This window comes from Prevotella sp. (assembly GCF_051059605.1).
Taxonomy (GTDB): Bacteria; Bacteroidota; Bacteroidia; order Bacteroidales; family Bacteroidaceae; genus Prevotella.
The window spans coordinates 1337315-1361471 of the sequence record NZ_CP050883.1 but is presented as its reverse complement, the minus strand read 5'-3'; the positions used below and the strand labels follow the sequence as shown (position 1 = coordinate 1361471).

21 protein-coding genes and 2 tRNA genes are annotated in these 24157 nt (G+C 37.6%); 18 read left to right on the top strand and 5 right to left on the bottom strand.

Going from position 1 to position 24157, the window contains the following annotated elements; all coding sequences use genetic code 11:
• Positions 1-189 precede the first annotated feature (189 nt).
• The 9 genes from HEQ28_RS05625 (at position 190) to HEQ28_RS05585 (ending at position 8639) form a co-directional block, all read left to right on the top strand.
• Entirely contained in the window at positions 190-1539 is a 1350-nt protein-coding gene (locus HEQ28_RS05625) for a Na(+)-translocating NADH-quinone reductase subunit A (protein WP_434504177.1), read from the top strand.
• Positions 1540-1562: 23 nt separating this feature from the next.
• A complete protein-coding gene (locus tag HEQ28_RS05620; protein WP_434504176.1) occupies positions 1563-2726 on the top strand; it encodes an NADH:ubiquinone reductase (Na(+)-transporting) subunit B in 1164 nt (387 codons plus the stop codon).
• 5 nt (positions 2727-2731) lie between these two features.
• Entirely contained in the window at positions 2732-3592 is an 861-nt protein-coding gene (nqrC, locus tag HEQ28_RS05615) for an NADH:ubiquinone reductase (Na(+)-transporting) subunit C (protein ID WP_434504175.1), read from the top strand.
• 17 nt (positions 3593-3609) lie between these two features.
• The gene (locus tag HEQ28_RS05610; RefSeq protein ID WP_434504174.1) at positions 3610-4242 is read left to right on the top strand and encodes an NADH:ubiquinone reductase (Na(+)-transporting) subunit D; all 633 of its coding nucleotides are present in this window, start codon (positions 3610-3612) and stop codon (positions 4240-4242) included.
• A gap of 25 nt (positions 4243-4267) precedes the next feature.
• Positions 4268-4894, top strand: coding sequence for an NADH:ubiquinone reductase (Na(+)-transporting) subunit E (gene nqrE, locus HEQ28_RS05605; RefSeq protein WP_434504429.1), 627 nt, complete (start codon positions 4268-4270; stop codon positions 4892-4894).
• Positions 4895-4914: 20 nt separating this feature from the next.
• Positions 4915-6183 (top strand): NADH:ubiquinone reductase (Na(+)-transporting) subunit F, encoded by a 1269-nt coding sequence (gene nqrF, locus HEQ28_RS05600; RefSeq protein WP_434504173.1) that lies wholly within the window; start codon positions 4915-4917, stop codon positions 6181-6183.
• Positions 6184-6294: 111 nt separating this feature from the next.
• On the top strand, positions 6295-8349 hold the full coding sequence (gene htpG / locus HEQ28_RS05595) for a molecular chaperone HtpG (RefSeq protein ID WP_434504172.1): 2055 nt from the start codon (positions 6295-6297) through the stop codon (positions 8347-8349).
• 117 nt (positions 8350-8466) lie between these two features.
• Positions 8467-8540 (top strand) — tRNA-Arg (locus HEQ28_RS05590).
• A 25-nt stretch (positions 8541-8565) separates the two neighbouring features.
• Positions 8566-8639 (top strand) — tRNA-Arg (locus HEQ28_RS05585).
• A gap of 1128 nt (positions 8640-9767) precedes the next feature.
• On the opposite strand, the gene HEQ28_RS05580 is transcribed toward HEQ28_RS05585, so the two are convergent.
• Positions 9768-10646 carry an IS3 family transposase gene (locus tag HEQ28_RS05580; protein ID WP_434504422.1) on the bottom strand — a complete coding sequence of 293 codons (879 nt, stop codon included), beginning with the start codon at positions 10644-10646 and terminating at the stop codon, positions 9768-9770.
• The gene (locus HEQ28_RS05575; RefSeq protein WP_434503891.1) at positions 10619-11035 is read right to left on the bottom strand and encodes a hypothetical protein; all 417 of its coding nucleotides are present in this window, start codon (positions 11033-11035) and stop codon (positions 10619-10621) included. The genes HEQ28_RS05580 and HEQ28_RS05575 overlap by 28 nt, the downstream gene beginning before the upstream one ends.
• 581 nt (positions 11036-11616) lie before the next feature.
• Between HEQ28_RS05575 and HEQ28_RS05570 the strand changes: the two genes are divergently transcribed.
• The gene (locus tag HEQ28_RS05570) at positions 11617-12807 is read left to right on the top strand and encodes a serpin family protein (RefSeq protein ID WP_434504171.1); all 1191 of its coding nucleotides are present in this window, start codon (positions 11617-11619) and stop codon (positions 12805-12807) included.
• Positions 12808-13607: 800 nt separating this feature from the next.
• A complete protein-coding gene (locus tag HEQ28_RS05565) occupies positions 13608-14135 on the top strand; it encodes an RNA polymerase sigma factor (protein WP_018463402.1) in 528 nt (175 codons plus the stop codon).
• Between the two features lie 84 nt (positions 14136-14219).
• Here HEQ28_RS05565 and HEQ28_RS05560 read toward each other — a convergent pair whose 3' ends face one another.
• Positions 14220-15677 (bottom strand): aminoacyl-histidine dipeptidase, encoded by a 1458-nt coding sequence (locus HEQ28_RS05560; protein WP_434504170.1) that lies wholly within the window; start codon positions 15675-15677, stop codon positions 14220-14222.
• A gap of 99 nt (positions 15678-15776) precedes the next feature.
• Between HEQ28_RS05560 and HEQ28_RS05555 the strand changes: the two genes are divergently transcribed.
• Positions 15777-15971 (top strand): hypothetical protein, encoded by a 195-nt coding sequence (locus HEQ28_RS05555; protein ID WP_434504169.1) that lies wholly within the window; start codon positions 15777-15779, stop codon positions 15969-15971.
• Between the two features lie 55 nt (positions 15972-16026).
• Positions 16027-16644 carry an OmpH family outer membrane protein gene (locus HEQ28_RS05550; protein WP_434504168.1) on the top strand — a complete coding sequence of 206 codons (618 nt, stop codon included), beginning with the start codon at positions 16027-16029 and terminating at the stop codon, positions 16642-16644.
• A gap of 81 nt (positions 16645-16725) precedes the next feature.
• On the opposite strand, the gene nth is transcribed toward HEQ28_RS05550, so the two are convergent.
• Positions 16726-17376: an endonuclease III gene (nth, locus tag HEQ28_RS05545; RefSeq protein WP_434504167.1), complete on the bottom strand. Its 651-nt coding sequence runs from the start codon at positions 17374-17376 to the stop codon at positions 16726-16728.
• 57 nt (positions 17377-17433) lie between these two features.
• Between nth and HEQ28_RS05540 the strand changes: the two genes are divergently transcribed.
• The gene (locus HEQ28_RS05540) at positions 17434-18138 is read left to right on the top strand and encodes a DUF2461 domain-containing protein (RefSeq protein ID WP_434504166.1); all 705 of its coding nucleotides are present in this window, start codon (positions 17434-17436) and stop codon (positions 18136-18138) included.
• Here the strand turns inward: HEQ28_RS05540 and kdsB are convergent.
• Positions 18119-18862: a 3-deoxy-manno-octulosonate cytidylyltransferase gene (gene kdsB, locus HEQ28_RS05535; RefSeq protein ID WP_434504165.1), complete on the bottom strand. Its 744-nt coding sequence runs from the start codon at positions 18860-18862 to the stop codon at positions 18119-18121. The genes HEQ28_RS05540 and kdsB overlap by 20 nt on opposite strands.
• Before the next feature lie 109 nt (positions 18863-18971).
• Here kdsB and HEQ28_RS05530 point away from each other — a divergent pair, with 109 nt between their 5' ends.
• Genes HEQ28_RS05530 through HEQ28_RS05515 form a run of 4 tightly spaced genes read left to right on the top strand, consistent with a single transcriptional unit; the run spans position 18972 to position 23858 of the window.
• Complete coding sequence (locus tag HEQ28_RS05530; protein ID WP_434504164.1) at positions 18972-20084, top strand: phosphatidylinositol-4-phosphate 5-kinase; 1113 nt, start codon at positions 18972-18974, stop codon at positions 20082-20084.
• A 44-nt stretch (positions 20085-20128) separates the two neighbouring features.
• A complete protein-coding gene (locus HEQ28_RS05525) occupies positions 20129-20575 on the top strand; it encodes a YhcH/YjgK/YiaL family protein (RefSeq protein WP_434504163.1) in 447 nt (148 codons plus the stop codon).
• Positions 20576-20591: 16 nt separating this feature from the next.
• Positions 20592-22664: an alpha amylase C-terminal domain-containing protein gene (locus HEQ28_RS05520; RefSeq protein ID WP_434504162.1), complete on the top strand. Its 2073-nt coding sequence runs from the start codon at positions 20592-20594 to the stop codon at positions 22662-22664.
• A gap of 21 nt (positions 22665-22685) precedes the next feature.
• On the top strand, positions 22686-23858 hold the full coding sequence (locus tag HEQ28_RS05515; RefSeq protein WP_434504161.1) for a DUF6057 family protein: 1173 nt from the start codon (positions 22686-22688) through the stop codon (positions 23856-23858).
• Positions 23859-24157: the final 299 nt, after the last annotated feature.

Sequence of the window (24157 nt, the reverse complement as noted above, 5' to 3'; positions counted from 1 at the left end):
ATATTTTTTCTTTTATTTATGCTTAATTTTCACTAAATTTGCATCGAAAGCTTAAGCTTGCCTGCAAAAATAAATATGTTTTACGAAACACTATAGTTATAGTGATCGTGCTGTGTATATAATTTTGCTTTTATTGGTGGGCAAATGTGCTCGTAAGAAAAAAGAAATAATCAACTTATAAAAGTAATTATGAAAAATGTAATTAAGTTACGAAAGGGCTTAGACATTAATCTAAAAGGAACAGCTTGCAAGGGAACTATTTCATCGCTGAAGAGTGGGGAATATGCTTTGGTGCCTGATAGCTTTTGTGGAGTTACTCCGAAGATTGTTGTGCATGAAGGTGACAAGGTTAAGGCTGGTGAGCCTTTGTTTGTAAGTAAAAAATACCCTGAAGTTAAATTCGCATCTCCTGTTAGTGGCACTGTTGAGACCATATTGCGAGGTGAAAGACGTAAAATCTTGTATGTTAAGGTTAAAGCCGATGAAGAACAGCAGTTTCTTGATTTTGGGTCTAAAGATGTTAACTCATTGGATGCTGAATCTGTAAAGAAAGCTTTGCTAGATGCAGGTATTTTTGGATATATAAAACAATTGCCTTATGCTGTTTCTACAACCCCAGATACAGATCCTAAGGCAATATTTGTTTCTGCATTTAGAGATATGCCTTTAGCTTCAGACTTTGAGGTAGAGTTGGAAGGTAATGAAAAGGATTTTCAAACAGGTTTGAATGCTCTTTCTAAAATTCAAAAAACATATCTCGGCATAAGTTCAAGTCAGACAGCTAAAGCTCTTGTTACTGCTGAGAATGTGGAAATAAATATTTTTAAAGGTAAGTGCCCTGCAGGAAATGTTGGTGTTCAAGTGAATCACGTTTGTCCGGTTAATAAAGGAGAGGTCGTTTGGACAGTAGATCCTGCACATGTAATTATTATCGGTAGATTATTTAATACAGGTAAGGTTGACCTACGTCGTGTCATTGCTGTTGCTGGAAGTGAAATTAAAGAACCGTCTTATGTTGAGGCTCTCATAGGAACCCCCTTGTCTGTTGTATTGGATGGAAAACTTGCAAAAGAAGATCATATACGTATAATTAACGGTAATCCTCTTACTGGCAAGAAAACCACGATGGAAGACTATATTGGTGCTGCCACATCAGAAGTTACTGTCATACCTGAAGGTGACAATGTAGATGAATTACTAGGATGGATACTTCCACGTACAAAGGAGTTTTCTACATCACGTAGCTATTTTTCTTGGCTTTTTGGTAAAAGAGAATATAATCTTGATGCAAGAATAAAAGGTGGTGAACGTCACATGATTATGAGTGGAGAGTATGACAAAGTGCTGCCAATGGATATTTACGGAGAATATCTTATCAAGGCTATTATTGCTGGTGATATAGATAAAATGGAGTTACTTGGTATTTATGAAGTCTCTCCTGAAGACTTCGCACTTGCTGAATTTGTAGATTCTTCCAAGTTAGAATTACAGCGTATTGTTCGTGAAGGACTTGATATGCTGAGGAAGGAAAATGCTTAAATAAAATTGTAATACGAATAATTATGAGTGCATTAAAGAAAATACTAGATAATATAAAGCCAAACTTTGAGGAAGGTGGCAAACTACATGCTTTTAAAAGTATGTATGATGGTTTTGACACATTCTTGTTTGTACCTAATACAACTTCAAAGAGTGGAACAAATATTCATGACGCAATAGATTCAAAGAGAATAATGAGCATGGTTGTGATAGCTTTGCTTCCGGCTTTGCTCTTTGGCATGTATAATATCGGTTATCAGAACTTTATGGCTGCTGGAACTTTAGCAACAGCTTCTTTCTGGTCGATATTCCTTTATGGTTTTTTGGCAGTACTGCCAAAACTTGTAGTGTCGTATGTTGTAGGTTTAGGCATTGAATTTGCCTGGGCACAATGGAAAAATGAAGAGATACAGGAGGGATATCTTGTTAGTGGTATCCTCATCCCAATGATTCTTCCCGTGAATTGTCCTATTTGGATAATGGTTATTGCAATCGCTTTCGCAGTGATATTCGCAAAGGAGATATTTGGAGGAACAGGTATGAATATATTCAACGTTGCATTAATAGCACGTGCGTTTTTATTCTTCTCTTATCCTACAAAAATGAGTGGTGATAGTGTATGGGTTGCAAAAGATACAATCTTTGGACTTGGAAATCAGTTACCTGATGCTTTCACTTGTGCTACGCCACTTGGTCAGATTTCTCAGAATATTAATGTGCCATATAGTATGTACGACATGTTCACAGGTTTTATACCTGGTTCTGTTGGAGAAACAAGTGTTATCGCAATAGCAATAGGCGCCATCATACTGTTGTGGACTAGAATAGCTAGTTGGAAGACAATGCTTAGTGTTTTTATTGGAGGTGGAGTCATGGCATTCTTGTTCTCAGCAACAGGAAGTTCACATATACCTTGGTATGAACACATTATGCTTGGTGGTTTCTGTTTTGGTGCCGTGTTTATGGCAACTGACCCTGTTACTGGTGCGCGTACAGAAACAGGAAAGTATATCTATGGTTTCTTGATTGGAGCTATGGCAATAATAATAAGAGTTCTCAATGCCGGTTATCCAGAGGGAATGATGTTGGCAATATTGTTGATGAACATGTTTGCTCCGCTTATCGACTACTGTGTCGTACAGAGTAATGTATCAAAGAGAATGAAACGTTTAACAACTAAAAAATAACGGATATGGCAACAAAGAAATTCAGATGTAAAGTTTGTGGATATATCCATGAGGGCGATGCAGCCCCAGATAAATGTCCAATATGCCAATCTCCGTCTTCGGAATTTGAGGAGATAACTGAGGGTGGAGAAGAAAATGCTCCTCAGGCTGGTAAGAAAGGATTTAATACAAATGGTAATACATATACCATTGTGTATTCAACAATAATAGTAGTCATTGTGGCTTTCCTAATGGCTTTCGTGTTCAAAGCTTTAAAACCAGCACAGGATGCTAATGTGGCACTTGATAAGAAAAAGCAGATTCTCGCAGCATTGAATATAAGAGATCTTTCGGATAATCAGGCTACAGATGAGTATCTTAAGGATATCACCGCTGATGATATCATAGATGCTGCTGGAAAAACAGTAGCAAAGGGTTCTGAAGGTGGTGAAAAAAATGGTTTTAAATTAAACAGTGCGGATTACAAGGCTGGTAAACTTGCTTTGTTTGTATGTAAGGTTAATGGAGAAACAAAGTACGTAATGCCTGTTTTTGGTATGGGGCTTTGGGGACCAATATGGGGTTACATTGCTGTTAATGCTGATAAAACAACTGTTTTTGGAGCTTATTTCAATCATGAAAGTGAGACAGCAGGACTTGGTGCTGAAATAAAAGACAATATTGCATGGCAGGAACAGTTTAAGGGAAAGAAAATCTTTAAGAATGGTTCTGATGATGTTGCTTTGTCTGTTCTTAAGAAGAGCGACGTTAAGGATCCAACGACACAATGCGATGGCGTTACTGGTGCCACTTTGACATCCAATGGCGTGAGCGCCATGCTTAAGGACTGTCTCTCAAAGTATAAAACATTTCTTAATGAAAAATAATAGGGAGGAATATAGATATGAGTAAACTGTTTTCAAAGGAGAACAAAGAGGTTTTAACAGGTCCGTTTAATGGAAATAATCCTATATTGGTACAGGTTCTTGGAATCTGTTCTTCTCTTGCGGTCACTTCGCAATTAAAACCTTCAATTGTTATGGGGCTTGCCGTAGCAGTGATTACTGCCTTTTCAAATGTTATTGTTTCTTTGATTCGTAAGACAATACCTAATCGTATTCGTATTATTGTTCAGTTGGTAGTTGTTGCTGCATTGGTAACAATCGTCAGTCAGATACTGAAGGCTTTTGCCTATGATGTAAGTGTTCAGTTGTCTGTGTATGTAGGTCTTATAATAACAAACTGCATACTAATGGGACGTCTTGAAGCTTTTGCAATGATGAACAAACCTTGGCCTAGTTTCCTTGATGGATTAGGAAATGGATTAGGTTATGCATTAATATTGGTTGTTGTTGGTGCCGTGCGTGAACTTTTAGGACGTGGTACGCTACTAGGATTTACAATTATTCCGCAGTCGGCTTATGATGCTGGATACATTAACAATGGCATGATGACAATGCCAGCAATGGCATTGATACTTGTGGGATGTGTAATCTGGATACATAGAGCTTATTTTTATAAAGAAAAAGAAAATTAAGAATAATACCTAAAAAGAAAAAATGATGGAACATTTAATAAGTTTATTTTTCAGATCCATATTTGTGGACAACATGATTTTCGCATTCTTCTTGGGTATGTGCTCTTTTCTTGCCGTATCAAAGAATGTAAAGACTTCATTAGGACTAGGATTAGCCGTAACATTCGTGTTATTGGTCACAGTTCCTGTGGATTATCTTCTACAGGTATATGTTCTGGGTCCAGATTGTCTTATAGAAGGTGTAGATTTGTCATACCTTAGTTTTATTTTGTTTATTGCTGTCATAGCGGGCATGACACAGTTAGTTGAGATGGCTGTTGAGAAATATTCACCATCCCTTTATGCTGCTCTTGGTATATTTCTTCCGCTTATTGCCGTGAACTGTGCTATTATGGGTGCGTCACTGTTTATGCAGCAGCGTATTAATCTTGATCCTTCAAACACACAGTATATAGGTAATGTGTGGGATGCAATAGCTTATGCAGTTGGTAGTGGTTTTGGTTGGACACTAGCAATCGTATCAATGGGAGCGATAAGAGAAAAAATGCAATATAGTGATGTGCCAAAACCTCTTCAGGGATTAGGCATAACATTCATTACCGTCGGTCTTATGGCAATGGCAATGATGTGCTTCTCTGGTCTTAAATTTTAAAAAAGGGAGAAAATAATAATATGGGACAATTTATATTAGTAAGTATAGGAGTTTTTCTCGCTACAATTCTCCTTTTAGTCATAATACTGCTTGTCGCAAAGAAATACCTTTCACCTAGCGGGAGCGTAGAAGTGATTGTTAATGATGACAAAAAAATATCTGTAACTCAAGGTGACAGCTTGATGTCTACTCTTAACGAAAATGGTATCTATCTTCCTTCTGCCTGCGGTGGTAAAGCTAGTTGTGGTCAGTGCAAAGTACAGGTATTGGAAGGCGGCGGTGAAATATTAGATTCAGAACGTTCACATTTTACACGTAAAGAAGTCAAGGAACATTGGCGTCTAGGATGCCAGTGTAAAGTTAACGGTAACTTGAATATTAAAGTGCCAGAGAGTATACTTGGAGTGAAAGAGTGGGAGTGTACCGTTATTTCAAATAAGAACGTAAGTTCTTTTATAAAGGAATTCAAAGTTGCGTTACCCCCTGGGGAACACATGGACTTTGTCCCTGGTTCTTATGCGCAGATTACTATTCCTGCATACGATTGTATAGATTATGATAAGGATTTCGATAAGGAATTAATAGGCGAAGAGTATATCTCTGCATGGAAGAATTTTAATCTCCTTTCGTTGAAAGCTCATAATCCAGAGCCGACTGTACGTGCGTATTCAATGTCAAACTACCCTGCAGAAGGTGATATCATAACTCTTACTGTACGTATTGCTTCAACACCATTCCTGCCACGTCCACAAGTTGGTTTCATGGATGTTCCTACAGGAATTGGATCTTCTTATATTTTCTCTTTAAAAGCTGGTGATAAGGTTAGAATGAGTGGTCCTTATGGAGATTTCCATCCTAATTTCACATCAGGTAAAGAGATGATATGGATTGGTGGTGGTGCTGGTATGGCTCCTTTGCGTGCGCAAATTATGCACATGACAAAAACTTTGCATACTACTGACAGAGATATGCACTTCTTCTATGGTGCACGTGCATTAAGCGAAGCATTCTTCCTTGAAGACTTTTGGGAACTTGAAAAAGAATTCCCTAATTTCCACATGCATTTATCTTTAGACCGCCCTGATCCTAAAGCTGATGCAGCTGGTGTTAAATATTATGCCGGATTTGCTGTTAATTGTATTCGTGATACATATCTTAAAGACCACGAAACACCAGAAGATTGCGAGTACTATCTTTGTGGACCTCCAATGCTAATCAAGACTGTTACTGACTATCTTGACAGTCTCGGAGTTGAAAATGATGCTATTATGTATGATAACTTTGGATAATGACATACATAATTTAAATATAAGAAAGGAACTTACATTATTGTGAGTTCCTTTCTTTTTTGGCACACTCTTTGCATATTGTATCATGAAAAATTTTAAAAATATAATATTATGCAAAAAGGAAATATTGGGGTTACAACAGAGGACATATTCCCTGTTATCAAAAAGTTTCTCTATTCTGATCATGAGATCTTTCTTCGTGAAATGGTTAGTAATGCTGTTGACGCTACGCAGAAAATTAAAACTCTTGCAGAGAAAGGCGATTTCAAGGGCGAACTTGGCGAATTAACTGTTCGTATAACTTTGGATGAGGCTGCAAAGACCATTACTATAAGTGATAATGGTATTGGTATGACAGAAGAAGAGATTGATAAGTATATCAATCAGATAGCTTTCTCTGGTGTTACTGACTTCCTTGATAAGTATAAAGATAATGCAAATGCTATTATTGGACATTTTGGATTGGGATTCTATTCTAGTTTCATGGTAAGCGACCGTGTAGACATTATCACTCGTTCTTACAAGGATGGTTCAAAGGGTGTTAAGTGGACTTGTGACGGTACTCCTTCTTTCGAGATAGAGGATGTAGAGAAAGAGGGACGTGGTAGTGAGATTGTATTGCATATAAGTGATGACTGTAAAGAATTCCTTCAGAAATCAAAGATCGAGGAACTACTTAATAAGTATTGTAAGTTTATGCCTGTACCATTGGTATTTGGCAAGAAGAGTGAATGGAAAGACGGCAAACAGGTTGATACAGACGAGGATAATGTTATAAATAGCATAGAACCACTTTGGACAAAAGCTCCTGCAAGTCTTAAAGACGAAGATTATAAGAAATTTTATAGCGAACTGTATCCTATGCAGGATGAGCCATTGTTCTGGATTCATCTTAATGTGGATTATCCATTTAATCTCACGGGTATTCTTTATTTCCCACGTATAAAGAATAACATTGAGTTGCAGCGCAACAAGATTCAGTTGTATTGCAATCAAGTTTTCGTAACAGATCAAGTTGAAGGTATTGTTCCAGAGTTCCTTACTTTGTTGCATGGTGTAATCGATTCTCCAGATATTCCTTTGAATGTAAGTCGAAGCTATTTGCAGAGTGATGCTAATGTTAAGAAGATTTCTACTTATATCACAAAGAAGGTTGCTGACCGTTTGCAGAGTATCTTCAAGGAAGATCGCAAAGGATATGAGGAAAAATGGGATAACTTGAAGATATTCATCAACTATGGTATGCTTTCACAAGAAGATTTCTATGATCGCGCTAAGGACTTTACATTGTTGAAGGATGTTGAAGGTAAGTATTTTACATTCGAGGAATATAAGACTTTGATTAAAGATGAGCAGACAGATAAGGAAGGTTATCTAGTTTATCTCTATGCAAATAACATGGAGGAGCAGTACACTTATATTGAGGCAGCAAAGAATAAAGGATATAATGTCTTATTGCTCGACGGTCAGTTGGATACTCCTATTGTCAGCATGCTTGAACAAAAACTTGAAAAGGTTCGTTTCACACGTGTTGATGCTGATATTGCAGATCGACTTATTGCTAAGGAGGATACTAAGGAGAATAATCTTGATGCCGATGACAGCAATAACCTTTCAAAGGTATTTAGTTCACAGATGCCACATCTTGAAAAGGCAGAATTTAATGTTGAGGTTCAGTCTCTAGGCGAAAATAATCAACCTGTAGTGATAACACAGAGTGAGTATATGCGTAGAATGAAGCAGATTAGTCAGTTCCAGCCAGGAATGAGTTTCTATCAGCAAATGCCTGACAGTTACACTTTAGTTCTTAACAGTGATCATTCTTTGGTTAAGAAGGTACTTGATAACTGCAATAACAAGATATCAAATGCTCTTAAACCTATTCTTAGTGAGCTGAAAGGCTTGCAGGCACGTCTTACAGCACTGCATCAGAGTCAGTCTAGTAAGAAGCCTGAAGAGGTAACTAAGGAAGAAAAGGATGATTTGCAGAATACAGAGAAAGCAATAAACGAGCAGAAAACCAAGCAGACTGAGATTATTTCGGAGTATGCAAAGGATGATGAGATTGTTCATCAGCTCATAGACTTGGCTTTGTTGCAGAACGGAATGTTGAAGGGACAGGCTCTTGATTCATTCCTGAAGCGTTCTGTTGATTTGATAAAGTAATATCTATCTTAGTGCAGAAGTAATACTTAATAAATGTTAATGTAAAGAAATAACTTGATGTTATGTTTCTTCATTCCAATTAAAAGTATTACTTTTGCACACGCAAATAAGAAATGAGGCTCCGTAGCTCAACTGAATAGAGCATCTGACTACGGATCAGAAGGTTCCGGGTTTGAATCCCAGCGGAGTCACATTCAATTGCAAAACCATAAAAATGGCTCTGTAGCTCAACTGAATAGAGCATCTGACTACGGATCAGAAGGTTCCGGGTTTGAATCCCAGCAGAGTCACAAAAAGAGAAATTCTTTATTGAATTTCTCTTTTTTTATACCCAGGACTTTATTTTCCATCGCTAACAGAATATCTTTTTAATATTACTCGCTTAACCCTTGTAGACAAAGGTTTTGTGACATTATGACATTAGTGGGGGCAGTTCATAAGTTTGGACATACTGTGCTCAAATTAAATAGTCAATAAAATCAAGGTAATTAAAAGATTTATGTTTAATAGATTTGGCATAAAAATTACTAAGATCAAATACAATTTACCGAGAATATCAACCCCCTAAATAAATGAAGAATCCCCAAAAAAAACATAGAACAAACCTACATTACCTACATTTTTGACTTAAATAATTACTAGTCAATAGATTACCTTATGTAGGTATGTTCCTTATCCTACATCTTTCCTACATGATTCCTACATTATAAGCACGTATTTGTACTTAAAACGATGGATTTTGACCCAATGACAATACAAAAGCCGCTTTTTTGTTGTAATATTAAGTTATGTATCTGACTGTAAAGCAAATCACCATGATATCTTTCTTGAAAACCATGAATATCAAAATATTATTTCTATTTCGAAACCAAACTGTTTTATAAAGCATCTTTATATATCAACTTTTTTAGTAAAGGATTTCAGAAACTATAAAGTCATTTAGTAAAAACTTAAAATAATGTATCGTGATTCAGTAAGTATAACCACAAATGTTTATAATCAAATCCTTTTATAGTAAAAATGTATGAAGTACTGCAAATATAAAATCACCTTATTCGGTGCGCCTTTGAGTAATAAGGGCCTAATCACTCCGAAAAGCATGTAGGATAATAGAGTGATTAGGGCCTAATCACTCCCTAAAATGTATAACATGACTATGACTGGAATAGGTATACACATTTGTAGTTATACATTCTGAAACACTATACATATTTTTTAAACCCTTACTGATATACTTTACGAATACTGAAATCCTTTACAGAAACAATTGATATATTGAAATCTTATTACAAATCAGTTTAATATGTACATTTCTCTTACAAAGTTAAATAAAATTCCTCTATACACAAATACATTCCCATGAAAAACACCACGGTGGTTTGCCTTGCGGCTGGAGGCGTGAAGCCTCCAAAGAGCAACTACCTAAATTGCATTCTCATCTCTGCTGGAGTCTTCATACAGTTACTCATGTGTGGCCTTTTGTTATTATAGAAATTAATAATGGAGCTTATAATTTTCCTTGCATCCTCTAAGTTTTTAGGTCTGTCCATACGATACAGCCATTCCTGTTTGATAATCCCATTCACTCGTTCGGCAATGGCATTGTCAGTAGGTTTGTAATCCTCTGTCATGCTGATCGTGGCAGAAATGGAATTAAGTCGTTCCACATAAGCATTGCAACAATATTGTGAACCTCGGTCTGAATGATGTATAAGTTTGCTTAAGTCTGAATTACCAGCTTGCTTTATAGCCTGCTCCAAAGCTGCTATAGTATTGGTAGCCATAAGCGTGTCGGACAATGTCCAGCCGATTATCTCGTGTGTAAAGGCATCAGTGATAAGATGTAGATAACACACACCGTCTTTTGTTTCTATATAAGTAATATCAGCAACCCATAACTCATTGGGAGCAGTCGGTATAAAGTTCTTGATCATATTCTTGTACTTGTGATAATGGTGATTTGAATTTGTCGTATGCCGTTTACGCTGGGGCTTGAGCATAAGATGGTGAAAATGCAACAAAGCGTAGAATTTATCCCGCCCAACCATCTTTTCTGCATATAACTCCTTAAGCATGATAAAGAGTTTGTATGCTCCTATGCCTGGAGCTTCATTGCGTACTTCTCTGACTATACTGATAGTTGTAGTCTCTGTCAATTTTCGTTTTTCCAGCATCTCCTTGCTTACTGAATAATAGCCTACACGTGTTTTACCAAACAGCCCACTCAGACATTCTATTGATAGATTAGAATGTCTGGTGCGAAGGCTATTTACTGTTTGGCGCCAGCTTTTTTTAATAAGTCGATTCCGTAATCTTCCTTGCCTATTTTTAATAACTCATTAAGAGCTTCATTGCGAAGTTCGGAATACTCAAGAGCTTTACGAAGGCAAGATATCTCATACTCAAGTTGCTCTTCTTTTGTCTTAACCAAAGCTGCTTTGGCTTCATCTTTTTTCTTACGCATACTCATTACCTTTTGTATTGTTGTTGTTGACAAAGATAATGATTTATTGGTTAAGGGAAACTCTTTTTCCCACAAATGTAAAGAATGGGCTGCCAATATCCCATATTTGCGAGCAGTAAAACCATATGACAAATCATGCTCATACATGTCTTTTAATACTTGAAGCTTGAAGTCACGACTGTAACTTCGATGTTCCTTTTTTTTCTTTTGATTTTCCATCATTTAATTGTTAAAACGATGTATACCTTTTCTGTATTAAGTCAACAACGGACAAACCTACATGGTCTAACATGTTGTATAACAATACGTTTGGCAAAAACATGTAGGAAACAACATTGAAAAATCAAAAATCAAAAAATATTTTTGATAATCATAACTCAATTAGTTGCGCAATTTGGCTGATGGAATGAACTTTGTTGGAGAGGATCGTTTGATGAATTTTGATAAAGTTATATAGAGTTTCTAATTTGCACATAGATATCAAAAGTGCCACTTGTGAAGTAAAATGTCGCTGTACTGATAGCCGTGAGAGGTGCCGCGCCTTCCAAGACGGCTATCCACGAGATCGCTCAACCTTGTGTGCTTAAATTCGTCCATAACATAAAAATCCACCGTAGGGGGCGATGTTCTCAGATTTAATTGCTATCTTTACGAAGTCTATCGAGTTTTGCACTCTTTCGTTTTTGCACCATAAGATTAGTGAAAAATCTTGAGATGGAAAAACTCTGAGGAATTTATTGTTCCTCAGTGACTTACAAATTAGTTTAACAACAAATAACGCACATGGTTGCGGAATTAAGGATATGAACTATAACAAATTGATGGTATTAACCCTCGCTGCGTCTGCAGTACTGATGGGCTGCAAGGAGAATGTCCCAAACAACACCAGTCTGGAGGAGGCTGCGGCAAAAGAGAAGGTGTCTTATAAACTGACTGCTCAAGAATCGGCGCAGGTGGATGCGAGCAATGCACTCGGACTGTCTGTGCTGCAGAACCTCGTGATCAAAGAACCGGAGAAAAGTACTGTGGTGTCCCCATCGGGCATCAGATACAACCTATCCATGTTGGCCAGTGGAGCTAATGGTTCCACGTTGTCAGAACTGCAGAAGGCTATCGGTGCTGGGAAGGTAGACTTGGACAGTGTGGATGCGCTCAACCACCGGATGATGATTGGTCAGCAGAAGCCTACCGGCGGCATGGTTCACGGGTCGTCGATGTTGACAACTGCCAACACCTTTGAGGATAAGGGCATCAATATCAGTGAGAGATACAGGTCCTGTCTAGAGGACAGTTATTTTGCTACAGTGAGCCATAGCTGGGGGATAAAGCATACAGCGACTCTGACAAATAAGATCACATTCAAGGCACAGTGGATGTCCTACTTCTACGATCTGAAGAAGGCACCATTCCAGACCGTCTCTGGCGATAGTGTGGAAGTCACTATGATGGAAAATTACGATGATGAAATGAAACTCAGCGGAATGAGCGACAGCCTCTGCTCTGCCGTCTGGCTCCCTTACGACGGCCAGTTCAGCATGGTGGTCATCCTTCCGGCAAAGGGTTCTACTATATCGACGTTGCTCGGCACGCTCACGGTGGACCGTCTCAAACGCATTCAGCATGGTTTGCACCATTACAACGAAATCCTTATACACTTGCCCGTCTTCACGACCAAGGTGAAGACCGACATGAAGGAGAGCCTGGCAAATCTTGGATATGGAAAGATGTTCATCGGTGGGGAGCCCAACTTCTCACGGATGAATGACGGCGCGATACCCTTGTATGTGGAAAAGATGATTCAGGATGCAGAAATTGCCGTCGATCAATATGGCACCACCGCAACGGCTACGACCATCAGTGAGGTTACGGAGTTGTCCGCTATCGTCAGCAAACATCCCACGAAGCTGGACTTCAATGCCGCCCGCCCGTTCTTCTACGCCATTTACGATGCCTTTGGCAACATCTGCTTCTGTGGAGTGTTCACCGGTAAATAACATGAAGTCCTTGAGCTATAATTTGTATAGGGCTGTGTCAAAAGTTAGTCTTTTGGCGTAGCTTCTTTCTTTCATACAACTATCATGTTATGAATTGTAACTTTAGTATTTTTCTGACTTTTTCTTTGGGAGCTTTCATTTCGGGCAAGATAGAGCCATGTCAGGCATCAATATATTCTAAGCCATTTCTTACGTCCGTCAGCGGATCGAAACCCTCTTGGGAGACTTTTATGTCTACAATGAAATCATTGGGTAAGGGGTATTATTGAATCGACCAAGCCCATATCACGCTCATAATGAGCATAAAGTCATTTTCTATGATAATCAGGGATTAATGACGATTATATAAATTACAATATATTCTGTTGCGGATTTTAGGAATAAAACTAAAGTCCAATGGATTTTTGGGCCACATCTAGAGGAGTGACTGATGCAAGATTCTTCCTCTTTAAGATTGCTGAAAATTATGCGTAGCATTATTAAATGCCTAAGTTGATGAACTGAGCCAGTTTTTATATGTTCAGCTTCAAGAGAAGTCTGAAACGTCTCAATTATTATTTGATTGTATTGTTTTTATTCTCACAAATATTAGAGGATGTCTAAAATTTGTCTCAATTTGTTTGTTTTCTGTTACATGTCATTTTATCTGGTATATCATATTCTTTTTCTGTTGTAACAAAATGTTATCGTTTTCATAATAATATGTTTCATTTAAACAGAATTAATGTTTTTAGGTTTTACGGGACAAAATATTTGTATTATCTTTGCGTAAATCAAAACCATTTTATAGGTTGGAATTTATGAAAGATACTAATGCCGAATTCAGTATAATCGCTGAATATTACTCTCAACATTACGAAGAGCTCAAAGCCTTTGTTGCTAAACGCTTGCTATATAGTGAGACCGCTGAGGACATTGTTCAGAATGTCTTTTTAAAGTTGATGTCTATAGATAGCATGGTCACTCCTGTTACATTACCAAGTCTAGTTTATACAACAGCTCGCAACTTGATATATGATTATTGGCGTCATCGTAAGTATGTTGACGAATATGAGCATTATGTAAAGCATTCTGGAGGAATGTTTGCAGGGGTATCTTCTGATAATCCAATGTCGGTTTACTCTGTAAATGAGATCAATGAGATCTTGGAACACGGTATAACATCTTTGTCTGAGCATCAACAAAAGATTTATCGTCTAAACATATATAATGGTATGAAAGTGTCTGAAATTTCTCAGACATTAGATATGAATTACAAAAGTGTTGAACATCGTCTTGGTTCAGCCCGTAAGGAGGTTCGGGAATATATACGCAAGGCTTTGGCCTGATGCGAACATAGTTTATATATATGTACATGAAAAAAGAGGTCTCGTTTTTTGAGACCTCTTTTCTTGTTATATATAGTAAGTGATTTACTCCTGTGGAATGTTATTAAGTATTTCCAAAAGATGATCCCAAACCATTTGTACTGTAGGAATGAACAAACACTCGTCTGGAGTGTGGACATTACGTAGTGTCGGGCCAAAGCTAACCATGTCTAAGTTAGGATACTTCTCTGAGAATAGTCCGCATTCCAATCCTGCATGAATACCTTTTACAACAGGATCTTTTCCAAATAGCTTTTTGTATGCTTCAACAGTAATCTTCACAAGTTTGCTTTCTGGATTCATTTTCCATGCTGGATAACCATCATTTTGTTCAACGTTGGCTCCTGCAAGTTCGAATGTGGCTTTTATAGCGTTTGCCATATTGCGAAGATTGCTCATTACATTACTTCTCTGACTTGAAACTATAGTAATCTTATCTTCTTCACTCTGCACGCTAGCTACGTTACTTGATGTTTCAACCATATATGCAATTGCTTCGTCTTGGCAGTTTGTAAGCGGACCATTGTCTAAAGCTTGCAAAGCAAGAATTACATTGTGTGATGCCGTCTTTGCCAAAACATCTTGTGAGTCTGTGCTATGCATGTCCCAAACCATAGTTGGGTCTGTTACATGGAACTCGCCTTCTACGTCAGCTGCGAATATATTCCAATCAGACATAACCTCTTCTTTCTTATCTGTAGGAACAGTAAATATTATTTTTCCATCGCGAGGTATAGCGTTGTGCATTTTTCCAGAGTTCCATTGTGCAAGACGGATATCCATTTTGTCCTGTTCCATATATAGGAAGCGTGCCATGATCTTTATAGCGTTTGCTCTCTTCTTGTTTATGTCGTCACCAGAATGACCTCCGTTTAATCCTTTTAGTGAACCTTCCATAAAGAAGTAGTTTGCGGGTGCTTTCTCACGTTTGAATGTGAATGTAGCTGTTGTATTAATACCTCCTGCGCAACTTACGAATATTTGTCCTTCATCTTCTGAATCAAGGTTTATAAGATACTTACCGCTCATGAAATCAGACTTCATGCCAAATGCTCCAGTAAGTCCGGTTTCTTCATCACGTGTGAAAACGCATTCAATAGGACCGTGTTCTATATCTTGGCTGACAAGAATTGCTAATTCTATAGCAACTCCAATACCGTCATCTGCACCAAGAGTTGTACCTTTTGCGTGTAACCATTCTCCATCAACGTATGTTTGTATCGCATCTTTGTGGAAATCAAAGTCCACGTCAACAAGTTTGTCACAAACCATATCCATGTGGCTTTGTAATATTGTTGTCGCACGGTTTTCAAATCCCTTTGTTGCAGGTTTGCGTATAAGAACATTACCAGTTTCGTCAACTTTTGTCTCAAGATTATGGCTTGCACCAAACTTCTTAAGATATTCAATCATCATTTCCTCATGCTTTGATGGGCGTGGGATTTTGTTAATTTCGGCGAACTGCTCAAATACATGAGCTGGTTTTAATTCTGCATTACTCATTTTTTATATCTTTTTATTTTGTTTTATTTTGTCCTTTTATTGTTTTATGTTACCTTTGCCACTGTTTAGTGTAAAAGATTCACTGCAAAAGTAATAAAAATGGTAGAAACATTATTATTGAGCGTGTTAATAATTGCTATATGTGTTGCATTATTATGCGTGAAAATCATTCTCCGCAAGAATGGGCAGTTTTCTTCTCAGCATGTCCATGATAATCCTGGATTGCGAAAGAAGGGCATACACTGTGTTATCGATCAGGACAAAGAGGCTCGTAAAGCTGGAAAAGCTTATTGATTAGCTAATGTGTACTGTGGATTCATTGATTCAAAAAGTTAAAAGATAAATAAAAATGAACAAGAAAAACATTTTCAAGACCATGGCAGTTGTAGCTGTAGCTACGATGGCTATGACTAGTTGCGACCAGTCTGCTCCAAAGCTGGACTCTAAATCTGATGCCGCTCAGTCAAATCCAACAAAACTTAAGATTGCTTATGTTGAAGTTGACAGTATTATGAGTCAATACAAGTTCTGTAAGGACTATTCTTTGACTTTACAGAAGAAGGGTCAGAATATTCAGAGTACTCTTGCTGCAAAGCAGCAGCAACTACAGGCAGCAGCTGCTAATTTTCAGCAGAAAGTTCAGCAGAATGCTTATACACGTGAGCAAGCTGAGGCTATCAATGCTGGTTTGCAGAGACAGAATGCTGATTTGCAGACATTGAATCAACGTTTGAGTGCTGAGTTCCAGAGTGAGACAAATAAATATAATAATGCTCTTCGTGACAGTATACAGAATTTCCTTAAGGTTTATAACAAGGATAAGAAATATACTTTGATTTTGAGCAAGGCAGGTGATAACCTTCTTTATGCTGATAAGACTTATGATATAACAAATGAAGTTATTGCAGGTCTTAACAAGTCATACAAGCCTTCTGCAAAGATGGCTGGTGCTGCAGAGAAGAAATAATATATATCATTATTTATAATATAAAAGGTTGAAAGAAATTCTTTCAACCTTTTTTATTTGCATTAATCTGTTATATTTATTTTAAGCCAGTTTACTTCCTTCCATAATCTTTGGGCATATATCATTCAATCCACATTTATCGCATTGCGGATTCAGGCTTTTACATGTATATCTTCCGTGTAAAAGTAACCAGTGATGAGCGTTTGTTACTTCATCCTCTGGAATGTATTTCAATAGTTCACATTCAACTTTAAACGGAGTATTGGCATTAGCTGGAACAAGTCCTAGCCTGTGGCTTACTCTATATACATGTGTGTCAACAGCAAGAGTAGGTTTGCCAAACCATACAGCTTGAATTACGTTTGCCGTTTTTCTTCCAACTCCAGGCAATTTTGTTAAATCTTCTGTGTTGTCAGGCACGTTCCCATCAAAGTCACTCACCAGCATTTTTGACATTTCTGAAAGGTGATTCGCTTTCGCATTAGGATAGCTTACGCTCTTAACTAATTCGAAAATGTCTTCAACATCAGCCTTTGCCATTTCATTCGCAGTAGGATAGTGCTTAAACAAGTTTGGGGTGACCATGTTTATGCGTTTGTCAGTGCATTGTGCGCTAAGTAAAGTCGCAACGAGTAATTGAAAAGCACTACCGAAATCAAGTTCAGTTGTTACGTTTCCAACTTCCTTACCGAAGTAATCTAATATATAGTTGAATCTTTCTTTTCTTGTCATGTTGCAAAAATACAAAAAAATAGTATCTTTGCAACAGAATAACGAAATAAATAAACTATGGATGCTAAAAGAATTTTGAATTTCTTAAGTGATGTTTCCAAAAACAATAATCGTGATTGGTTTCATGAGCATAAGGACGAATATGATTGTTGCAAAGCCGAATTTGAGGCAGGTGTGACAAAGGCAATTGCTGCTATTTCGCAGTTTGATCCTTCTATTTCACACATAACAGCCAAGGATGCATGTTTTCGTTTTTATCGTGATGTTCGTTTCAGAGAAGACAAACGACCATACAAAGATCATTTCGGGGCATTTATAGGCGCTCATGGGAAAAAAGCTCTTCATGCCGGATATTATATTCATCTTCAGCCTGGAGCATGTCTCGTTTCAGCTGGGGCTTATTGGTTGCCGACAAACATCCTTACGGCTTGTAGAAATGAGATCATGGGAAATATTGATGAGTGGCGTAAGTGTGTGGAGAATGGTAAGTTTATTAATCAATTTGGTTATCCTAATGAGGGTGACTGGGAAAAGCATAGTGGAAAAGGATTTGGACTAACACATCTTAAGACATCTCCAAAAGGATTTCCTCGTGATTATGAGTTTATTGAGTATCTTAAAATGAAAGACTATGCTTGTTGGAAATATGTTTCAGATGATTATTATGAAGGTGATGGCTGGCTAGAAAATATGGTAGATATTTTGAAGACAGCCAAACCAATGATGGACTTTACAAATAATGTTATTGACGATTACGAATAAATTCCTCAGCCCTTTTTAGGTCATCCGGGGTGTCAATGCCAACGGTTTCTGCATTAGTCAGTCCAACTTTTATCATGTATCCGTTTTGTAGCCAGCGTAGTTGTTCAAGACTTTCAGCAAGCTCCAATTCTGATTGAGGCAGTTTTGTTATTTCATTTAGAACGTTTGACCTGTATGCATATACACCAAGATGTTTTAAGAAAGTATGTTTCTTTAGCCATTCACTCTTTTCAACACCCCGTATAAATGGTATGATGCTACGACTGAAGTACATTGCATAACCATTGTTGTCAAGGACTATTTTAGGAGAGTTTGGATTTTCTACCGCTTCAATGCTCTCAAAAGGCTTTCCTAATGTGGCTATCTGTGTATTTTTGTCATCAAAACATTTACAAAGAGTCTCTATTTGAGATTTTTGTATGAAAGGCTCGTCCCCCTGGATGTTTACAACTACATCAAAATCACCACCTACTTTTTGTAGAGCTTCTTCAATTCGGTCTGTACCGCTATGATGTTCTGTTGATGTCATCACAGCTTTACCGCCAAATTCCTCTACCTTATTATATATTCTTTCGTCATCTGTCGCAACATATACGGCGTCAAGAACTTTTGAAGCCTGTTCGTATACATGTTGTATCACTGGCTTGCCAGCCAAAAGGGCAAGTGGCTTGCCCGGAAAACGTGTTGAAGCGTATCGGGCAGGGATTAATCCTATAAATTTCATCTTCCTTTTTTGTTGTTTGTTGGTGCAAAATTAATAAAAAATACTAACTTATTTTGCTATTCACCATTATTTTGTTAACTTTGGGCTTGAAACTATAATTTGGAAAACAGTGAAAAAACTTATTATATCAATAATATCCTTAATTCTACCATTCATGGCTACAGCACAGAAGATAGTTCTAGGCTCGTGCACGACTCATGACGATGGTCAATATAAGGGACAGATGATGAATGGAAAACCCAACGGCAAAGGTAATACTGTCTTCAAGAATGGTGACAGTTATGTCGGTGAGTATATAAAAGGTAAACGCGATGGATATGGCGTTTACTCTTTTTCTGATGGTGAAAAATATGAAGGACAATGGTTTCAAGATCAACAACATGGTCGTGGAACTTTTTATTTCTCCAACAATAATAAATATGTAGGTTTATGGTTCCGCGATTTTCAGCAGGGACAGGGTATAATGTATTATTATAATGGTGATAAGTATGATGGTTCTTGGTCTCAGGATAAACGTGAGGGAAAGGGACGTTATACCTATTCAAGTGGTGCATATTACGATGGAATGTGGAAAGCCGACCAAAAAAGTGGACATGGTTTCTTTGATTGGGGCGATGGTACTACATATGATGGTATGTGGGCAAATAATCAACGTTCCGGAAAAGGAATAAATAAGTATGCTGATGGTGATGTATATATAGGTAATTGGGCTGATGATATACAGAATGGTAGCGGTATTTATAAGTTCCAGAATGGCGATGTATATGAAGGTGATTATGCACAGGGCGAACGTACTGGTGAAGGTATCTTCAAATATGCATCTGGTGATCGTTACACTGGACATTTCAATGAAGGCGAAAAGGACGGTATGGGGACTTATGAATGGCGTACTGGTGATGTATATGTAGGCTTATGGAAGAATGATTTGCAAAATGGACATGGTAAACTTACCAAGAAAAATGGTGATGTGTTTGAAGGTGACTTTAAAGACGGACATATTGAAGGAGAAGTAATTATCCATTATGCTAATGGAAGCCGTTTCAAGGGAACATATAAGAAAGGTCTTCGCAATGGTGCTGCTATTGAGGAGGATAAGGATGGAAACCGTTTTGAAGGTTCTTATGTAGATGATGTTCGTGACGGACGTTTTGTAGAGAAAGATCGTAACGGAAACGTCACAAGAACTGGACATTATGAAAGTGGTAAATTATTTCTAGACTAATACAATAGATAATATAAAAACAACAACTTAAAAACACTGAAATTATGATAATTGATAAAATTGAGAATCTAGATAAATATATAAGTCTTAATCCGTTATTCGCTGATGTAGTGAAGTTTTTGGAAAACAATGACCTCAATACACTCGAAGAAGGAAAACATGAGATTAAGGGGACAGACTTGTTTGTTAATGTACAAGCTAACCCTGGCAAGAAATTACAAGATGCTGTTCTTGAGTTTCATAAGAAAATGATAGATATTCAAATCCCTGTCAGTGATTCTGAAACTTTTGGATATACTCCGGTTGATGAATTGCCTGAGGCAGAATTTAATGAACAGAAGGATATTGCTAAACTTCCTGATGTAGAGCCACAGACTTATGTGACACTTAATCCAGGACAGATGGCTATTTTCTTTCCACAGGATGGTCATGCACCATGTATCTCTGAATCTGACTGTTTGAGAAAAGTCATATTCAAGATTCAAGCATAAAAAAATAATCTAAATTATGGCAACAAGGAAAGTTACTGAAAAGAAAGTTGCTGCAAGAACAACAAAGAAAACTACGGGTTGTGGGCATATTGGAATTGTGAAGAACGATCCATATCTAGAACCTTATGAAGATGCTATTTGCGGGCGTCACGATAATGTGTTGCGCAAATTGGCCCAGTTTACTAACAACGGAAAGAACAGTATTGCTGATTTTGCCGCTGGATATGAATACTATGGACTTCATATGTTGAGTAGGGAATGGGTGTTCCGTGAATGGGCACCTAATGCCACAGCAATATATCTTGTTGGTGACTTCAATGACTGGAAAGAGGATGACAAGTTTCTTGCTCATCGCATTGAAGGCTCTGAAGATTGGGAACTTCGTGTACCTCTTAAATATATTCATCATGGAGACTTCTTCAAGATGCATGTAAAATGGAATGGTGGCGAAGGTGAACGCATACCTGCTTGGGCAACACGTGTTGTACAGGATGAACACACAAAAATATTCTGTGCACAGGTATGGAGCCCAGAACAATCTTACCAGTGGAGTGAGAAGTCTTTTTCTCCATCAACTTCTCCGTTGCTTATCTATGAATGTCATATCGGCATGGGACAGGATGCCGAAAAAGTTGGTACATATACAGAATTTAAGGATAATATATTACCCAGAATTGCTAAAGACGGATACAACTGTATTCAGATAATGGCTATACAGGAGCATCCTTATTATGGTTCTTTTGGTTATCATGTAAGTTCTTTCTTTGCGCCTTCTAGTCGTTTTGGAACTCCAGAGGAGTTGAAGGGGCTTATAGATGCAGCCCATTCTAAAGGTATAGCTGTGATAATGGATATTGTACATTCTCATGCTGTAAAGAATGAAGCTGAAGGCTTGGGTAATCTCGCAGGTGATCATAATCAGTATTTCTATCCCGGAGAGCGTCATGAGCACCCTGCTTGGGACAGTCTGTGTTTTGATTATAGCAAAGACAATGTTACGCATTTTTTGTTAAGCAATTGTAAGTATTGGTTATCTGAATTTCATTTTGATGGATTCCGTTTCGACGGAGTAACGTCAATGCTATATAATAGTCATGGGCTTGGAGAGGCTTTTAGTGGATATGGTGACTATTTCAACGGTAACGAGGATGATAATGCCATTTGTTACCTTACTTTGGCAAATATTCTCATCCACAAAGTGAATCCCAAGGCTATAACAATCGCCGAAGAGGTTAGCGGTATGCCTGGACTTGCTGCTAAGTTTGAGGATGGAGGATATGGTTTTGACTATCGCATGGCAATGAATATTCCTGATTTCTGGATAAAATCTATAAAAGAATTGAAAGACGAGGAATGGAAGCCTAGTTGCATATTCTGGGAGGTTAGAAATCGTCGTAATGATGAAAAGACAATATCATATTGTGAGAGTCATGACCAAGCCTTAGTAGGCGATAAGACAATTATATTCCGCCTTATTGATGCTGATATGTATTGGCATTTTAAGAATGGCGATGAGAATGATAAGGTTTGTCGAGGTATAGCTCTTCACAAGATGATAAGACTTGTGACTGTATCTACAATAAATGGTGGTTACCTGAATTTCATGGGTAATGAATTTGGACATCCTGAATGGATTGATTTCCCACGTGAAGGTAATAATTGGAGTCATAAATATGCGCGTCGTCAGTGGAATCTTGTTGATAATAAGGATTTGGACTATCATTATCTTGGTGATTTCGACCGTGAAATGTTAAAGGTGATAAAGAGTGAGAAGAATTTTAACCGAACTCCTATTCAGGAAATATGGCATAATGATGCCGACCAGATATTGGCTTATATGCGTGGAGATCTTCTTTTCGTTTTTAATTTTTCTCCAACTCGTTCGTTTACAGATTATGGATTACTTGTTCCAACAGGTAGCTATGATGTTGTTCTCGATACCGACAATAAAAAATTCGGTGGCAACGGTTTGAATGACGATTCTATGATGCATCTGACTAATTACGATTCTTTATATATTGATGAACGCAAGGAATGGTTAAAACTTTACCTACCGGCTCGTTCAGCATTGGTATTACGAAAAAATTGATAATATATTATTATATAATAAATGTCAAACTATTCTGTTAAGGATGGCACTTGTGTAGTAAGAATTGCATGTGCCGTCTTATTTGTTTCTTTTACGTTTCTGTATCTTTATGATTATCAGGATGATATTTTAGCAATGGCACAGCATGTGTTGTCTGATGGACTGACACATTATAACCGCACAATCGGAGCTGTTCTCATTACTGTTGTTTTGTGGTTGTTGCAGATAGGTTTCTATGCACTGTTCCGTCTGCAAGGTCGTGCACATGCAATTACTTTTTTCCCATCATTGCTTACGCTTGCGGTTATCACATCGCCAGATAATTCTATTGACGAAGGATTTACTTTTGGCGCATGGCTTGTAGCCTGGCCGGTTCTTATGCTTATTTGCATTGGAGTTATGTGGTATGCACGTCAAGTCCAACAATATGAACCAGTAGATTCTTCTAAGGGATTTCTTTCTCGCCGAGCATGGATAAACTATGTTACCATGTGTGTTATGTTTGTTTTTGTTGGTCTATTCAGCAATCATAATGATGTGTTTCATTATCGTATGCATGTTGAGAGTTGTCTTAATGACAGTCTTTTTGATGAAGCATTGGCAACTGGAGAAAAATCAAATAAAACAGATTCTAGCCTCACAAGTTTGCGTATTCACGCTCTTGCTGAAAAAAATCAATTGGGAGAACGCTTGTTTGAGTATCCCCTCGTAGGTGGTTCTGCAGCAATGCTTCCAAATGGTAAGAGTGTGAAGTATCTTATGTATCCAGAGAAGAATCTGTATAAAAATCTAGGATGTTGGTTAAAACAGCATATGTCAACGATGCACTATCTTAAGTTTGTACATCGACATAAACTTGCCACTAAGTCTGCGCATGATTATTTACTCTGTGCTTATCTTCTTGATGGTAATTTGGATGCTTTCGTACATTCTATAGGGTTGTATTATGATATTCATGGTCAGATGCCAAAGCATTATCGTGAAGCTCTTACTTTGTATAATCATTTGCGGTCTAATCCATTTATATCATATCGTAGTACAATAATGGAAACAGATTTTCAGGATTTCCAGACATTAATTCATAAATATAATAATCCTGTTGAGCGCGCTGCAGCGCTGAGAGATACTTACGGAAATACGTATTGGTGGTATTATTACAATCTGTATTCTTGTAAATCAAAGTATAATTTATGAAATGTATGTTGATGATTTCAGCAATGCTTTAGTCAGCTCTTTGTGGTCGGGCTTATAATCATGATCTTAAATTGGTTGATGCAAAGGTTTTCTCATCAATAGTAGTGTATTGATGAGACCCTCTTGGCACTGACGTATATGGATTCTGACGATTCTTATTAATTTAGTTAGTGATTAAAGGCGAGTGACTTTGATGCCGATAAGAACCTTGCCTGACTACAAATTTCTATTCAGGTATGTCACATTGTGAGAATGATTGGGCACGTTGATTGTTTGTTCCGTTTATGTTTCTTTTAGGA

What these genes read in the sequence shown, in the direction of transcription:
- HEQ28_RS05550 (WP_434504168.1), top strand. Translation starts at nt 16,027, where the DNA reads ATGAACAAGAAAAACATTTTCAAGACCATGGCAGTTGTAGCTGTAGCT.
- HEQ28_RS05620 (WP_434504176.1), top strand. Translation starts at nt 1,563, where the DNA reads ATGAGTGCATTAAAGAAAATACTAGATAATATAAAGCCAAACTTTGAG.
- HEQ28_RS05515 (WP_434504161.1), top strand. Translation starts at nt 22,686, where the DNA reads ATGTCAAACTATTCTGTTAAGGATGGCACTTGTGTAGTAAGAATTGCA.
- nqrE (WP_434504429.1), top strand. Translation starts at nt 4,268, where the DNA reads ATGGAACATTTAATAAGTTTATTTTTCAGATCCATATTTGTGGACAAC.
- HEQ28_RS05575 (WP_434503891.1), bottom strand. Translation starts at nt 11,035, where the DNA reads ATGATGGAAAATCAAAAGAAAAAAAAGGAACATCGAAGTTACAGTCGT.
- HEQ28_RS05520 (WP_434504162.1), top strand. Translation starts at nt 20,592, where the DNA reads ATGGCAACAAGGAAAGTTACTGAAAAGAAAGTTGCTGCAAGAACAACA.
- htpG (WP_434504172.1), top strand. Translation starts at nt 6,295, where the DNA reads ATGCAAAAAGGAAATATTGGGGTTACAACAGAGGACATATTCCCTGTT.
- nth (WP_434504167.1), bottom strand. Translation starts at nt 17,376, where the DNA reads ATGACAAGAAAAGAAAGATTCAACTATATATTAGATTACTTCGGTAAG.
- HEQ28_RS05525 (WP_434504163.1), top strand. Translation starts at nt 20,129, where the DNA reads ATGATAATTGATAAAATTGAGAATCTAGATAAATATATAAGTCTTAAT.
- HEQ28_RS05555 (WP_434504169.1), top strand. Translation starts at nt 15,777, where the DNA reads ATGGTAGAAACATTATTATTGAGCGTGTTAATAATTGCTATATGTGTT.
- HEQ28_RS05625 (WP_434504177.1), top strand. Translation starts at nt 190, where the DNA reads ATGAAAAATGTAATTAAGTTACGAAAGGGCTTAGACATTAATCTAAAA.
- HEQ28_RS05540 (WP_434504166.1), top strand. Translation starts at nt 17,434, where the DNA reads ATGGATGCTAAAAGAATTTTGAATTTCTTAAGTGATGTTTCCAAAAAC.
- HEQ28_RS05570 (WP_434504171.1), top strand. Translation starts at nt 11,617, where the DNA reads ATGAACTATAACAAATTGATGGTATTAACCCTCGCTGCGTCTGCAGTA.
- nqrC (WP_434504175.1), top strand. Translation starts at nt 2,732, where the DNA reads ATGGCAACAAAGAAATTCAGATGTAAAGTTTGTGGATATATCCATGAG.
- kdsB (WP_434504165.1), bottom strand. Translation starts at nt 18,862, where the DNA reads ATGAAATTTATAGGATTAATCCCTGCCCGATACGCTTCAACACGTTTT.
- HEQ28_RS05565 (WP_018463402.1), top strand. Translation starts at nt 13,608, where the DNA reads ATGAAAGATACTAATGCCGAATTCAGTATAATCGCTGAATATTACTCT.
- HEQ28_RS05560 (WP_434504170.1), bottom strand. Translation starts at nt 15,677, where the DNA reads ATGAGTAATGCAGAATTAAAACCAGCTCATGTATTTGAGCAGTTCGCC.
- nqrF (WP_434504173.1), top strand. Translation starts at nt 4,915, where the DNA reads ATGGGACAATTTATATTAGTAAGTATAGGAGTTTTTCTCGCTACAATT.
- HEQ28_RS05610 (WP_434504174.1), top strand. Translation starts at nt 3,610, where the DNA reads ATGAGTAAACTGTTTTCAAAGGAGAACAAAGAGGTTTTAACAGGTCCG.